Genomic DNA, 14,189 nt, shown 5'->3' with positions numbered 1-14,189 from the left:
GATGCCCGGGTGGACTTCCAGCCGAAAGACCGGCCCTCGGACGCGTTCCAGCAAGCCCTCACCGCCGAGCAGATCGAACTGCTCTGCCGCCGCGCGCTCGGCAGCGACGTGCGGTCCGCCGTCGAAATCGGCTGGGGCGGGTACAACAACACCTACCGGGTGGAGCTGGCCGACGGCCCGGCGATCCTGCGCGTCGCCCCGGAACCGGCGCGGCAGACGCGGATCGAGCACCAGTTCATGCGCAACGAATACCTTGCCGCGCCGTACTTCGCGCCGATCGCGCCGCTGATGCCGCGCACGCTCGCGGCCGACTTCACGCACCAGGTCATCGGCCGCGATTACGTGCTGCAGGCCGTGCTTCCCGGAGAACCCGGCCCGGAAATCCTTTCTGGTTTCGAGCCGGAGGAGCGGGCGCCGTACTTCCGCCAACTCGGCGACATCACCCGCGCCATCCACGACGTGCGCGGCCCCGGTTTCGGCGTCGTGGCCGGGCCGCATTTCGCGACCTGGAGCGAAGCACTCGTCTCTTACTTCGAGGACAACGCGGCAGACGTCGAAGACCTCGGCCTCGACGGGTCGGACCTGCGCACGATGGCCGCTTGGGCGAAGCGCGACGCCGCGCTGCTCGACGAGATCACCGAACCGCGCCTGATGCACGGGGATCTGTGGCACGTGAACGTGATGCTGACGCCGGAGCTGGAGATCGTCGGAGTGTTCGACCACGACCGCAGCTGGTGGGGCGACCCGGCGGCGGACTGGACGATCCGGATGGCCTCGGTGAAAACGGGCTCGAAACGGGATTGGTTCTGGGACACCTACGGACGGCCCGACGAGTCCCCGTCGGCGCGGCGGCGAGCGTTGTACTACGAGGCCCGGCACCTCGGCGCGGTGCGATTGGAGCGGCAGCGGCTCAAGGAGAAGCAGACAGACGAGACGTACGCTGACTTGGCGGAGATTCTGGCGGCGCTGGAGTCAGAGCGAGGGGTCTGAGCCGCGCAGGGCGGCCCACCAGAAGCCGAAGGCGGCGATCAGCACGCTGACGGTCAGCCATCCGGCGAAGCCGCTGCCGTCGACCAGCGCCCAGAACGCGCCTACGACGGGGGCGACGGCGAGCACCGGCAGATCGGCACGGAACTGACGCGCGAGGCGAACCGGCGTGGCCGCGGCGAGCGTACGTTCTTCGTCCGGCGCGGAAGGGTTGTCCAGACGGCGACCGCGAGGCTCTCCAGTGCGTACTGAACCAGCCGGGTACAGCACCTCGCCGTCGATGCGAACGGCGACATGGCGGTCCGTGCGCAGATCGCCCAGCACCTCGACGCGCGAGGGCGACGGCAGGCCGATCAGCGTCGGCGAGAAGTACACCGGGATCCATCGGGGCGTCGCCGTGTCGGTTTCCAGCCACGACCGCGTCAGCAAGCCGCGCTGTACCTTCACCCGCCGCATCGGCACCGAGGAGCCAGCCTTGCGTCGCGACGGTTGCACAAAGCGCGTGAAGAGCAAGAACCCGTTCACCGCCAGCACCGCGAGCACTGCGACCACAGTGACCGTCGCGTACGTCGACGCGCGGTCGGCAGTCACCAACGCCGAAGCACCGGTCGTGACCGCGCGGGACGGAGCCGACGGGTCGTAGCGCACCGGAACCTTCGTACCCAGCGGAGGGGGAGTGGTGTCCAGCTCGACCGCCGCACTCGCTTCCGGCTGGTTCGGCACCGGGAATCGCACCGTGACAGTGGCGTCGTCGACTCGCGAGACGATTCCGGTCGCGTTCACCGTGAGGCCCTGCAGCCGCGGCCGGGTGCTGTTGAACTCCAGCAGCTGCACCACGAACACCACCGCGCAAACGACGAACACGACCGCGCTCGTCACGAGAATGTGCCGCACCGGCCGCAGCCGCAGGAACTTCCGCACAGAGATCACCTTAACTGTCCAAAAAGGAAGGAGCGGCGCGGGGAGTCCGCGCCGCTCCTTCGATTCCCGCTAGGGGAGGATTACTTCACGAACCCGATCTTGGGGTAGTCGTACGGGTTGTTCGCGTAGCCCGGCGAACCGAAGTTGCCCACGGTCTTGCGGACGGCGAAGGCGCCGACCGACTGGAAGATCGGGAGCTGGTGGCCGAGCGCCCAGATCTCCTTGTCCGCGGCGTTGATGTCCGCGGCCCGCTTGGTGTCGTCCAGTTCCTGCGCCGCGGCGTCGAGCAGCTGGTTTTCCTTGTCGCTGCCGATGCGGCCGTAGTTCTGGTTGATGTTCTTCGGGTCCAGGTAGTAGATGCCCTTGCTGCCGCCGATCGGGAACGAGTTCGAGATCCAGCGGAACAGCGTGAGGTCGAAGTTGCCGACGTTCACGTAGTTCTTGAAGAACTCGGTCGACGGAACCGCCACGATGTCGACGCCCACGCCGATCGCCTTCAGCTGCGACTGCAGGATCTGGCCGGTCTGCTGGCTGATCGGGGTGCCCGACGGGATCACCAGGCGCAGCTTCAGCTGCTTGCCGTCCTTGGCGCGCAGGTCGCCGGACTGCTTCCAGCCCAGCTTGTCCAGCTCCGCCTTGGCCGCGTTCGCGTCGAACTTGTACGGGCCGCTGTTGTCCTCGTAGGTCTTCGAACCCTTGAGGTACAGGTGGTTGCCGATCGGCGTGGTGTCCTTCTGCATCTGGCCGAGGATCGACTTCGCGATGGTCACCGTGTCGACGCCGCGCATGATCGCCAGCCGCAGGTCCTTGTCCGCGAGGATCGAGGACGAGGCGCCGTTCAGCGTCATGTGCGTGTAGTCGGGGTAAGCAGACTGGCGCACGACCGCGTTCGGGTCCGCCTGGGCCCGCTTGAACGCGTTGATGTCGTTGTTCAGCGGGTAGTAGTCGATCTGCCCGTTGGCGAACGCGTCAGCCAGCGCGGGACGGTCCACGACCTTGTAGGTCACGGTGTCCAGCTTCGGCTTGTCGCCCCACCAGTTCGGGTCGCGCTCGAACACCGCGGTCTTGGCGGTGTAGTCGACGCTCTTGATCTTGAACGGACCCGCGGTGATCTGCGCCTTCTGCGCCCAGCCCTTGTTGAAGGTGTTGGCGTCGGCCATCGCCTCCTTCGGGTACAGCGGCGAGAACAGCGACTTCCACTCCGCGAACTTCTTCGAGAAGGTGATCTTGACGTCGAGGTCGTCAGTGCCCTTCTCGACCTTGGCGATGTCCTCGTAGCCGGTGGTGCTGGAGACCTGGTAGGCGGCGTCCTTGCCGGTCAGCGCCTTCGCCATGGCGGCGAAGTCTTCCCAGGAGAACTGGCGCCCGTTGCTCCACTTGGCCTTCGGGTTGATCTTGTACTCGATGACCTGCGGGTCCTGGCTGACGATCTCGGCCGAGGTCAGGTAGTTCTTGTCCAGGCCGACCGTCGCGTCCGCGTTCTGCGGGAACGGGTAGGGCAGGATCGCGCCGAACATGCTGGCGCCGTCCAGGACCGTGCCGTCGACCTGGTAGTAGTTCCAGTTGTCCGGCAGCTGGTCGACCGGCCACTTGAAGTCGCCGCCGTCCTTCAGCTTGTCCAGCGGCTGCTCGTTGATGTCGGCGGTCTTGACGCCCGTCGAGCCGGTGTCCTGAAGATTGCTGCCGCCGCCGCTGCCCCCGCCGCAAGCGGCGAGCAGAAGCCCCAGAGCGGCAACGGGGGCCACGAGTGCGGCCATTCTCCGTCGCATGTGTTTACCTTCCTTCTTTCGGTGTGCCAACGGATTGTGGCTACACAACTTCGCGGGTTTTGGCGTAGTGGCACGCCACGTCGTGGTCCTGCGCGCGGGATTCGCGCGGGGGCTCGACGTCGACGCACTTCTTCTTGTCCTGTTCGGACAGTTGGGAGAAGACGAAACACCGGGTGCGGAACCGGCAGCCCGACGGCGGATTCGCCGGGCTGGGCAGGTCGCCGGTGAGGATGATCCGGCCGCGCTCGCGCTCCTTGGCCGGGTCCGGGATCGGGATCGCGGACAGCAGCGCCTGCGTGTAGGGATGCTGCGGCGCCTCGAAAACCGTGCGGACGTCGCCGATCTCCACGATCTTGCCGAGGTACATCACCGCCACCCGGTCGGCGATGTGCCGGACCACGGACAGGTCGTGCGCCACGAACAGGTACGACAGGCCCAGCTTGGCCTTCAGCTCGTCCAGCAGGTTGATCACGCCGGCCTGGATCGACACGTCGAGCGCGGACACCGGCTCGTCGAGCACGATCAGCTTCGGCTCCAGCGCGAGCGCCCGCGCGATGCCGATGCGCTGGCGCTGCCCGCCGGAGAACTCCGCCGGATACCGGTCGGCGTGCTCTGGGCGCAGGCCGACCAGCCCGAGCAGTTCCGGCACCCGCTGCGCGATGCGCTCCTTCGAGAACCCGTGCGTGACCATCGGCTCGGCGATGATGTCGCCGATCGGCAGCCGGGGGTCGAGCGCGGCCATCGGGTCCTGGAAGACCACCTGAAGGTCGCGGCGGATCGACTTGCGGTCCTTGCCCGAGAGCTTCCCGACGTCCTTGCCGAGCACCGCGACGGAACCGTGCGCCGGGGCGGCCAGTTCGAGGATCTCCATCAGCGTGGTCGACTTGCCGCAGCCGGATTCGCCGACCAGGCCCAGGGTTTCGCCCTCGACGATGTCGAAGGTGATCCCGTCGACCGCGCGCACCGTGCCGACCTTGCGCTTGAAAACGGTGCCCTTGCTGACCGCGTAGTGCTTCTGCAGGTCCTGCACGTCGAGCACGGTCGAGCGCTGGGCGCGCGGCACCGAAGCGACCGCGGCCTCCTCGATCACCTCGGCGCCGTAGACCTCGGCGGCGTCCGCTTCCGGACGGCCGAGTTCCTCGGTGCGGATGCAGGCGGCCCGGTGCGTCGTGTCGACCGGCGCGTTCGGGTTGCCCGGCGTGATCGTGAACAGTTCCGGTTCGGCCGTGCGGCAGGCGTCGATCGCCAGCGGGCAGCGCGGCGCGAACGGGCAGCCCTGCGGCAGGTTCACCAGCGACGGCGGCTGGCCCTCGATCGGCACCAGCGGCTGCTTCTCCCGCGCGTCGACGCGGGGGATCGAACCGAGCAGGCCCAGCGTGTACGGCATCCGCGGCTGGGCGTAGATCGTGTCGACCGGACCCTGCTCGACCGCGCGCCCGGCGTACATCACCATCAGCCGGTCGGCGAACCCGGCGACCACGCCGAGGTCGTGCGTGATGATCACGATGCCGGCGCCGGTGACCTCCTGCGCGGTCTTCAGCACCTCCAGCACCTGAGCCTGCACCGTCACGTCGAGCGCGGTGGTCGGCTCGTCGGCGATGATCAGGTCCGGGTCGTTGGCGATCGCGATGGCGATCACCGCGCGCTGGCGCATGCCGCCGGAGAACTCGTGCGGGAACGCCTTCGCCCGCGCCGCCGCGTTCGGAATGCCGACCAGATCGAGCAGTTCGACCGCGCGGTTGTTCGCCTGCTGCTTGGTGACCGTGCCCTTGCCGTGCACCAGAAGCGCTTCCGCGATCTGCGCCCCGACGGTGTACACCGGGGTCAGCGCGGACAGCGGGTCCTGGAAGACCATCGAGATCTTCTTGCCGCGGATCTTCGACAGGTCGGTGTCGGACTTGCCGATCAATTCGCTGTCCTGGAACCGGATCGAGCCCGACACCCGCGCCTGCGGCGGGAGCAGCCCCATGACCGCCAGCGACGACACCGACTTGCCCGAACCGGACTCGCCGACGATGCCGAGCACCTCGCCGGCCGCGACCTGGTAGTTCAGGCCGCGTACCGCGTGCACGCGGCCGGATTCGGAGGGGAAGGACACTTCGAGGTCGGAGACCTCGAGCACGGTGCCGGTGGGCTTGCCCGTTTCCGCGCTCAGTTCGAGTGCGGCGCTCATGCTTCTGCTCCCACGGTCTGCGTCGAAGAGGAGGTTTTCGCGGTGTTTTCCTGGATCCGCTTGCGTTCCTTGCGCCGCGAACGGCTGGACGACGGGTCGAGCGCGTCGCGCAGGCCGTCGCCGACGAAGTTCACCGCGAGCACGGTGAACACCAGGAAGCCGGCCGGGATGTAGAACAGCCACGGGAACGTGCGGACCGCGTCGGAGCCCGCCGAGATCAGCGTGCCCAGCGAAACGTCCGGCGCCTGCACGCCGAAGCCGAAGAACGACAGCGACGTTTCCATGATGATCGCGACGCCGACGTTGATCGTCGCGTCGATGATCAGCAGCGACGCCATGTTCGGCACGATGTGCTTGAAGATGATCCGCCACGGGGACTGGCCCATGAACTTGGCGGCCTTCACGAACTCGCGTTCGCGCAGCGTCAGCGTCATGCCGCGGACGATGCGGGCGGTGATCATCCACTGGAACAGCGCGATCAGGCCGACCAGGATCAGCCAGGTCTTGCCGCGGAAAGCGGGCGACAGGATCGAGATGATCAGGAACGGCGGCAGGATCAGCAGCAGGTCGACGACCCACATCGACACCCGGTCGGTCCAGCCGCCGAAGTACCCGGCCGCGGAGCCGACGATCGAGGCCACGCCGGTGGAGAACAGCGCGGCCAGCAGGCCGATGGTGAGCGACTTCTGCAGCCCGCGCATGGTCTGCGCGAACATGTCGCCGCCGATCTGGTTGGTGCCGAACCAGTGCGTGCCGTCCGGCGGCATCAGCGTCGAGGTCGGGTCCAGTTCGTCGTAGCCCCACGGCGAATACCAGCTGTAGGTGAACGCCAGCACGTAGAACAGGAGGATCACGACCAGCCCGGCGAGGGCCAGCTTGTTGCGGAAGAACCGGCGGGCGACGAGCTTGCCGCGGCTGGAGGACTTCCCGCTCTGCCGCTCGGTCTCCGTTTCGGTGGCGGCGACGGCCGAGTCGGCGAGGTCGGCCTCGTTCAATGGGGCGGCCATCAGATCCTCACCCTCGGGTCGAGCGCGGCGTAGAGCACGTCCGCGAGCCAGCCGGCGAGCAGCACGCAGATCGCGATGAACAGGGTCACGGTGGTGACGATGTTGGTGTCCTGCTTCTGGATGCCGGTCACCAGCCAGTCGCCCATGCCGTACCAGCCGAAGATCTTCTCGGTGAAGACGCCGCCGGTGATGAGCAGGCCGAAGCCGAACGCGAACAGCGTCGCCATCGGGATCAGCGCGGTGCGCAGGCCGTGCTTGAACAGCGCGCGCCGCCGCGTGAGGCCCTTGGCCTGCGCGGTGCGCAGGAAGTCCGAGCCGAGCACGTCGAGCATCGCCGAACGCTGATAGCGGCTGTAGTAGGCGACCTGGGTCAGCACGATCGCCAGGGTCGGCACGATGATGTGCTGCAGCCGGTCGAGCAGGACGTCGCCGAAACCGCCGTCGATCGCGCCGCCTTCGCCCTGCACGATGAAGAACTGGTACCCGTCGAGCAGGTTGTCGTTGACCGACTGCGCGCCCGCCTTGAGGATCGTGGCGATCACGAACACCGGCGTCGACAGCACCACAAAGGAGAACGTGGTGGCGAGGTAGTCGCTGATCTTGTACTGCCGGATCGCGCTGACCACGCCGACGAGCACGCCGATGATGATGCCGATCGTGATGCCGAGCAGGAACAGCCGCAGGCTCACGCCCGCGCGGCGGAACAGCTCGTCGGTGATCGCCTGATCGGCGACGGTGCGGCCGAAGTCGCCCTGGATGACGCCGCCCAGCCAGGTGAAGAACCGGTGCGGGATCGCCTGGTCCAGGTGCAGCTCGGCGGCCTTCGCGTCGATGGTCGCCTGCGGGGCGGGCGGGTTGCGCAGTTTGAGCGCGTCCAGCGGGCTGAAGGACAGTGACGCCAAGGAGAACGCCGCGAAGGTCGCGACGAGGCACAGGGCGATGTAGTTGACGAGTCTGCGGAGGAGGAACCCGATCACAGTTGCCTCGCTTCACCGGGGCCGGAGGATCCGCTCCAAGCCGCCGGGCTTCCCTGGCTCGCTCGCGATTGAGTTTTCGTCGAAAACACTGGGCGGTGCTGCCTTCCAATACTGACGCTCGTTGTGGGCGCAGCCTAATGGCGATCAGCTCTTGCGATCTTCGTTTTCAGGCAACCAAACAATCACGATTTCCGCGCATCGACGGAGAACAACCGACTTTAGCCCCTTGTTCGCGTCCCAGTGTCGCGGTGGGTGCGCGCCTGTGCACCGGCGATGAGTATTCCGGAACGGTTCCGGGGGTTCCGGGTGAACGGTTGTGAACGGGAAACGGACCGGAACGGAACGTCCGCTGCTCGGCGGCGGCGCCGGGGCGCACGTTCGGATGCACGTTCCTTATCGGGATCCGGTCCGCGGATTCCGGTTGTGCCGCAGCGTAATTCGCATCGGGATCCCGCGTCGCCGGGTTTTCCGGACCGGCCGGCGTCCACTGTGGTCCGGCGAAGGAAGGATTTCGCGGAAATGCCAGGCCGTCGCCCTGCGCGTTGTTGTCGGTAAACGCGAAAAACCCCGCCGCCGCGTAGTGCGGGGCGGGGTTTCTCGCGGAACGGAGAAGCTCAGTCCAGGTAGTCTCGCAGCACCTGCGAGCGCGACGGGTGACGCAGCTTCGACATCGTCTTCGACTCGATCTGCCGGATCCGCTCGCGCGTGACCCCGTAGACCTGGCCGATCTCGTCGAGGGTGCGCGGCTGGCCGTCGGTGAGGCCGAAGCGCAGCCGGACCACGCCCGCCTCGCGCTCGGACAGCGTCTGCAGCACCGACTGGAGCTGGTCCTGCAGCAGCGTGAACGACACCGCGTCCACCGCGACGACCGCTTCGGAGTCTTCGATGAAGTCGCCGAGCTGCGAATCGCCCTCGTCGCCGATGGTCTGGTCCAGCGAGATCGGCTCGCGCGCGTACTGCTGGATCTCCAGGACCTTCTCCGGCGAGATGTCCATTTCCTTGGCGAGCTCCTCGGGCGTCGGCTCGCGGCCGAGGTCCTGCAGGAGTTCGCGCTGTATGCGGCCGAGCTTGTTGATGACCTCCACCATGTGCACCGGGATGCGGATGGTGCGGGCCTGGTCGGCCATGGCGCGGGTGATCGCCTGGCGGATCCACCACGTGGCGTACGTGGAGAACTTGTAGCCCTTGGTGTAGTCGAACTTCTCCACCGCGCGGATCAGGCCGAGGTTGCCCTCCTGGATCAGGTCCAGGAACGCCATGCCGCGGCCGGTGTAGCGCTTGGCCAGCGACACCACGAGCCGGAGGTTCGCCTCCAGCAGGTGGTTCTTGGCCCGCTCGCCGTCGCGCACGATCCACTTGAGGTCGCGGCGCATCTGGGTGACGAGCTTCTCGCCCTCCTCCTCGGCGGTGCGCACGCGCTCGGCGGCGTAGAGCCCGGCCTCGATCCGCTTGGCGAGCTCCACCTCCTCCTCGGCGTTCAGCAGCGCGACCTTGCCGATCTGCTTGAGGTAGGCGCGGACGGAGTCGGCCGACGCGGTGAGCTCGGCGTCCTTGCGCGCCTGGCGCAGCGCCTCGGACTCCTCCTCGTCCCACACGAAGTCCGGGTTGTCCGAGGACTTGCCGCCCTTGTCCGCCGCGGCGGCGCGGCGGCGCGCGGCGGTGGACGCCGGCGCGCCCGCGGGACCCTCGGCCGTTTCGGCCTCGTCCGTGTCGTCGGAGTCGTCGTCATCGTCGTCGGTCTCGTCGTTGACCGTCTCGTCGACGACGTCGACCTCGACCTCTTCGAGATCGGACAGGTCCGGGCTGTCGAGTTCGGCCTCGTCGAGGTCGACCGGGCCGTCGGGATCGCCGTCGTCGGTCTTCGCGCCCTTCGCGGCGGCCTTCTTCGCCGGAGCCTTCTTGGCCGGAGTCTTCTTCGCGCCCGCCGGCTTCGCGGCGGTCTTGCGCGCCGGGGACTTCGCCGCTCCGGTGGCTGCCTCGTCGGCCGGCTCGCCGGCTTCGGTCGCTGTCTTCGTCCCGCCTCGGGTTGCGGTTCTTGCGGCTGCCACTTACGCCCTTTCGCAGCGGTCGATCATGACGAGCCGAGATGTCGCCACCTCAGCTGCCTCACATTCGGGGAACACGCCTCGGCCTGCGGTTTTACCTCCGCAGCTCCTGCGCCGTGTTCCATTGTAACGACGTCGGCCCACTGCGTCGCGAAGCGATCACCCTCCGGCCCCCTGCCCGGCGCCTCCCGGTGACCGGTCCGAGACCCGGCGCGGGCCTTCCGGCTCAGTGCCCGGCGCCCTCCGCGGCGGCCGCGGCGGCCCCGACGATGCCCGCGTTGTTCTGCAGCGACGCGACGACCACCGGCGTGCGGATGTCCAGCAGCGGCACCCACTTCTCGGCCTTCTTGCTGACGCCGCCGCCGACGATGAACAGGTCCGGCCAGATCAGGTTCTCCAGCACCGAGAGGTACCGGTGCACCCGCTTGGCCCACTGCGGGTACGACAGGCCCTCGTTGTCCTTCACCGAAGCGGCGGCGCGCTTCTCCGCGTCGTGGCCGTCGACCTCCAGATGGCCGAATTCGGTGTTGGGCACGAGCTTGCCGTCGTGGAACAGCGCGCTGCCGATGCCGGTGCCGAAGGTGAGCAGCGCGGTCACGCCGGCGCGCGCGGCCGCGTCGCCGAAGCGGATCTCGGCGAGGCCCGCGGCGTCGGCGTCGTTGAGCATCGTGACTTCCTCGACGCCCTTGCCGAGCCGCTTCGCGAAGAGCGCCTCGGCGTCCGTGCCGATCCACTTGCGGTCGATGTTGGCCGCGGTGTGCGCGGTGCCCTTCTTCACGACCGCGGGGAGCGTGACGCCGACCGGGCCGTCCCACTCCGCCGCGCGGACGATCTCGGCGACGACGTCCGCCACCGCGTCCGGCGTCGACGGCTGCGGCGTTTCGATCCGGTGCCGGTCCCCGATGAGCTGTCCCTGTTCCAAATCGACCAGCGCGCCTTTGATCCCGCTGCCGCCGATGTCGATTCCGAAACCTCGGGTCGCCGTCACTGACGTGGTCCCTTCTCGCACGATTCAGAAGTCTGCTGCGGAGACTTTAACCGGATGTGGTGACATGGCGGGCGTGGGAGTTGACGAGGCGATGCTGAACGACCTGAAGGACACCGCCGAGCAGGTCGCGGTCGAGGCCGCGCACCTGGTCCGGACGGCCTGGGCGCGGATGCGGTCCGGCGGCGAGGTCGCGGTGGACACGAAGTCGGCGGAGACCGACGTGGTGACCGCGGTGGACCGGGAGTCGGAGGAACTGGTCCGCGCGCGGCTGGCGCGGATCCGGCCCGGGGAACCGGTGCTGGGGGAGGAGGGCGGCGGCTCTGGCAACGACGCCGCGGGCGGGGTGACCTGGGTGGTCGACCCGATCGACGGGACGGTCAACTTCCTGTACGGCTTGCCGGCCTTCGCGGTGTCGATCGCCGCGCAGATCGACGGGGTGTCGGTCGCGGGAGCGGTCGTGGAGCCGGTGAGCGGGCGGCGCTGGACGGCTGTGCGCGGCGGCGGTTCGTGGCTCGACGGCGACCGGCTGTCGGTGTCGAAGGCGGACCGGCTGGACCTGGCGCTCGTCGGGATGGGGTTCTCGTACGCGCAGGACCGCCGGGTCCGGCAGGGCAAGCTGACGGCGGATCTGGTCGGGCGCGTGCGCGACATCCGCCGCGGGGGAGCGGCTTCGCTGGACCTGTGCGCTGTCGCGGCCGGTTGGCTGGACGGATTTTTCGAGCACGGCCTGCACCGCTGGGACTGGGCGGCCGGGGCGTTGGTGGCGCGGGAGGCGGGCGCGACGGTGCTGCTGCCGGGCGAGGCGGCGGAGCTGGGGGAGGACTCGACGTTCGCGGCGTCGCCGGGGATCGCGGCGGACCTGCGCGCGGCGCTGGCCGCGGGCGGTGCGGCGGAGGTGTGACCGCGGGTCGTGCCTGCTGATCTCGTTCGCGGACGAGGTCAGCAGGTGACGGCGCGGGCCGAGGCCAGGAGCGTCTGGTCGATCACCGGCGCGCCGGGGCCGGCGGACTGCTCGCTGCTGCCGCCGCCCTGGTGCGATTGCGACCAGGCGGTGAGCTGCTTGAGGATCTTGACCGCCTCGGGGCGCGGCTGGATGTCGGTGAACAGCTTGCCGGTGGCGAGGTCGACGGTGGCGTCCTTGCGGGTGTCGTGGACCAGCTCCGCGCAGGGGATCACCAGGCTGACCGTGCGGGCCGCGGCGGCTCCGTTGTCGCCGTAGCGGATCTGGCCGCGGCAGCGTGCGTCGCCCTTGGGGTAGGCCGGGTCGTTGCCGGGGTCGCCGATGGCGGTGAAGCCGAGGTCGCGCAGCGCGTTGGTGGCGATGCTGCCCTGCCCGCGCGTGCTGCTCGCGTTGAGCACCTTCAGCGCGACCTTGTCCGGCGGCATGGGCGAGCGGTCGTCGAGGCCGTTGTGCGGCACCGAGGTGTAGGTGATTCCCGGCGGGGCTTTGGGCTCGGGATTGCAGCGCACCGCCTCGTCGACGTCGCCGCGGCCCACGACGGCGTTGACCCAGACGAACACCGCGCCGAGCGCGAGCACGCCGATCACGATCAACGCGGGCAGCGGACGGTGCTTGCGATAAGGCCGCGCACCACGGTTCCCCGACCCGTTCCCCGACGCCACCTGCCCCGTCCCTTCCCCTCGCAGAACCGGCCGCGGTAACCCCGCCGCGCCTCGCGGTAATCGCCAGCGTACGCACCGGCGTGGTAGCCGGTGAGCCTAGGCGCTCGCCGCGGCGCGCGGTGTCGCGGGTCACCTTCACCCGTTCCGCGTAATGCCCCTCCGTGGCGATCGCACCACGGACGGCTCGGCGGGAGCAAACGGACACGACCGCGAGGTGACGTTCGCGACGCCGGGGCAACCCGAACGGAGGACAGCCGTCTCACCTGCGCGTTCCCCCTCCCGGGTGACGCTGGAGCGGCAATGTCCGACTCGGTGCGAGGCGCGCCCGGCGGTGAGCTACCCTTCCCGGGCTCCGGCCGCCGGACGAGGTCAACCAGGTTGAGACCTGGGTCACTCGCAGGCCGGGCACAAACAGGGGCGCTGGAACGTTGACCAGCGGCACGACCGGTATCGGGCGCCTCCGGAACCGGTGCAGGACGACACGCTGAATCGCAGGGGTGAGGGACACCATGGCTACCGACTACGACGCTCCGCGCCGCAGCGAAGCCGACGAGCTGGCCGAAGACTCGTTGGAGGAGCTGAAGGCCCGGCGCAACGAGAACCAGTCCGGCGTCGTCGACGTCGACGAGGACGCGACCGCGGAAAACTTCGAACTTCCCGGCGCGGACCTCTCCGGGCTCTCCGGGGAAGACATGACCGTGAAGGTCGTGCCCAAGCAGGCGGACGAGTTCACCTGCTCGGTCTGCTTCCTGGTGCACCACCGGAGCAGGCTCGCCGAGGACAACGGCGGACGGCTGATCTGCCGCGATTGCGCCTGACCTGGGGATTTTCTCGGGGAGATCTAGGGGAGATTCACGGGGTCAGCGTTTTCGCGGTCTTGGGATGACCGGGTAAGCACGGGGGTCGGCCTGTTGGTCGGCCCCCTTACTCGTGTTCGGGGGTGCTCGCGTTCGGCTCGTCGCCTGGCGGCGACATTGCCGCTTGGGGCGCCCCACACCCCGAAGCCCGATTGTGCTGACGGTTCGGGGGTGCTTGTCAAGGCGGGAAAGATGCCTTGACAAGCACCCCCGAACCGCAGGGCGGCTTCGTATCGGGGTGCGGGGCGCGGGCTGGGTGCTTGGAGCTTGGGGTGCGCTGGTGCTGCTAGGTCCGTGAGGGGAACCCTGAGGGACTCTGAGTCCGTGAGGGTTCCCCTCACGGACCTGGGGTCAGGCTCAGGCGCCGCGGAGAAGTTCGACGACCCGTTTTGGTTTGCGGGTGCTGAAGAGCCAGTACGGGGTGGGGTCTGAGGGGTCTGTCAGCGTGATGCGGACTGCGGGGCCTACCCAGCCGCGGTGCAGGACGAAGGCGGCGGGGTCGCCGTCGCGGCCTAGGGCGTGGCGTTTGGCGTCTTTTTCCACGACGGTGATTTCGCCGACGTAGCGCAGGGGCAGGTGGGCGTCGCCGAGCCAGAGTTCGGGGTCGTCGCCCGCGGTGATCTTGACTTTGGCCCTGCCCATCGAGAGCAGCAGCGCGGCCATGACGGGCACGGCGATCGCGAGCGGGATCCACATCGGGATCGACGGGTAGCCGAGGTGGACTTCGACGCCCAGCAGGATCGCTCCGGCCATCGGCAACGGCCAGCCCCACCATGGGAGGTAGAGCCGTTCGGAGTGTGCGACGACGCCCGTCGCGGCGGTGTTCACGCGGTCAGCCACGC

At 68.6% G+C, this 14,189-nt stretch carries 12 protein-coding genes; 3 read left to right on the top strand and 9 right to left on the bottom strand.

Annotated elements, in window-relative coordinates:
- The first annotated feature begins 9 nt into the window (after positions 1-9).
- On the top strand, positions 10-990 hold the full coding sequence (locus ABD156_RS06100) for a phosphotransferase family protein (protein ID WP_344267588.1): 981 nt from the start codon (positions 10-12) through the stop codon (positions 988-990).
- On the opposite strand, the gene ABD156_RS06095 is transcribed toward ABD156_RS06100, so the two are convergent.
- From ABD156_RS06095 to ppgK, 7 genes are all read right to left on the bottom strand, one after another.
- Positions 973-1,908 carry a DUF3592 domain-containing protein gene (locus ABD156_RS06095; RefSeq protein WP_344267586.1) on the bottom strand — a complete coding sequence of 312 codons (936 nt, stop codon included), beginning with the start codon at positions 1,906-1,908 and terminating at the stop codon, positions 973-975. The two genes, ABD156_RS06100 and ABD156_RS06095, sit on opposite strands and share 18 nt — an antisense overlap.
- Before the next feature lie 80 nt (positions 1,909-1,988).
- Positions 1,989-3,677: an ABC transporter family substrate-binding protein gene (locus ABD156_RS06090; RefSeq protein WP_344267584.1), complete on the bottom strand. Its 1,689-nt coding sequence runs from the start codon at positions 3,675-3,677 to the stop codon at positions 1,989-1,991.
- A 40-nt stretch (positions 3,678-3,717) separates the two neighbouring features.
- Entirely contained in the window at positions 3,718-5,850 is a 2,133-nt protein-coding gene (locus tag ABD156_RS06085; RefSeq protein ID WP_344267582.1) for an ABC transporter ATP-binding protein, read from the bottom strand.
- Positions 5,847-6,857, bottom strand: coding sequence for an ABC transporter permease (locus ABD156_RS06080; protein WP_344267580.1), 1,011 nt, complete (start codon positions 6,855-6,857; stop codon positions 5,847-5,849). The genes ABD156_RS06085 and ABD156_RS06080 overlap by 4 nt, the downstream gene beginning before the upstream one ends.
- Positions 6,857-7,834 carry an ABC transporter permease gene (locus ABD156_RS06075; protein ID WP_116205697.1) on the bottom strand — a complete coding sequence of 326 codons (978 nt, stop codon included), beginning with the start codon at positions 7,832-7,834 and terminating at the stop codon, positions 6,857-6,859. Before ABD156_RS06075 ends, ABD156_RS06080 begins: the two co-directional genes overlap by 1 nt.
- A 614-nt stretch (positions 7,835-8,448) precedes the next feature.
- A complete protein-coding gene (locus ABD156_RS06070; protein ID WP_344267578.1) occupies positions 8,449-9,882 on the bottom strand; it encodes an RNA polymerase sigma factor in 1,434 nt (477 codons plus the stop codon).
- Between the two features lie 223 nt (positions 9,883-10,105).
- Positions 10,106-10,867: a polyphosphate--glucose phosphotransferase gene (ppgK, locus tag ABD156_RS06065; protein WP_344267576.1), complete on the bottom strand. Its 762-nt coding sequence runs from the start codon at positions 10,865-10,867 to the stop codon at positions 10,106-10,108.
- A gap of 64 nt (positions 10,868-10,931) precedes the next feature.
- Here ppgK and ABD156_RS06060 point away from each other — a divergent pair, with 64 nt between their 5' ends.
- Positions 10,932-11,768, top strand: coding sequence for an inositol monophosphatase family protein (locus ABD156_RS06060; protein WP_344267574.1), 837 nt, complete (start codon positions 10,932-10,934; stop codon positions 11,766-11,768).
- A gap of 38 nt (positions 11,769-11,806) precedes the next feature.
- Here ABD156_RS06060 and cei read toward each other — a convergent pair whose 3' ends face one another.
- Positions 11,807-12,490: an envelope integrity protein Cei gene (cei, locus tag ABD156_RS06055; RefSeq protein ID WP_344267572.1), complete on the bottom strand. Its 684-nt coding sequence runs from the start codon at positions 12,488-12,490 to the stop codon at positions 11,807-11,809.
- 509 nt (positions 12,491-12,999) lie between these two features.
- Here cei and ABD156_RS06050 point away from each other — a divergent pair.
- Positions 13,000-13,308, top strand: a complete 309-nt coding sequence (locus ABD156_RS06050; protein ID WP_013224476.1) for a DUF4193 domain-containing protein — start codon at positions 13,000-13,002, stop codon at positions 13,306-13,308.
- A 396-nt stretch (positions 13,309-13,704) separates the two neighbouring features.
- Here the strand turns inward: ABD156_RS06050 and ABD156_RS06045 are convergent, their stop codons facing one another.
- On the bottom strand, positions 13,705-14,187 hold the full coding sequence (locus ABD156_RS06045) for a DUF3093 domain-containing protein (RefSeq protein WP_344267561.1): 483 nt from the start codon (positions 14,185-14,187) through the stop codon (positions 13,705-13,707).
- Positions 14,188-14,189: the final 2 nt, after the last annotated feature.

The organism is Amycolatopsis albidoflavus (genome assembly GCF_039525725.1).
In the GTDB taxonomy this organism is placed as follows: Bacteria; Actinomycetota; Actinomycetes; order Mycobacteriales; family Pseudonocardiaceae; genus Amycolatopsis; species Amycolatopsis albidoflava.
This window is presented reverse-complemented; position numbering and strand designations above follow the sequence as displayed.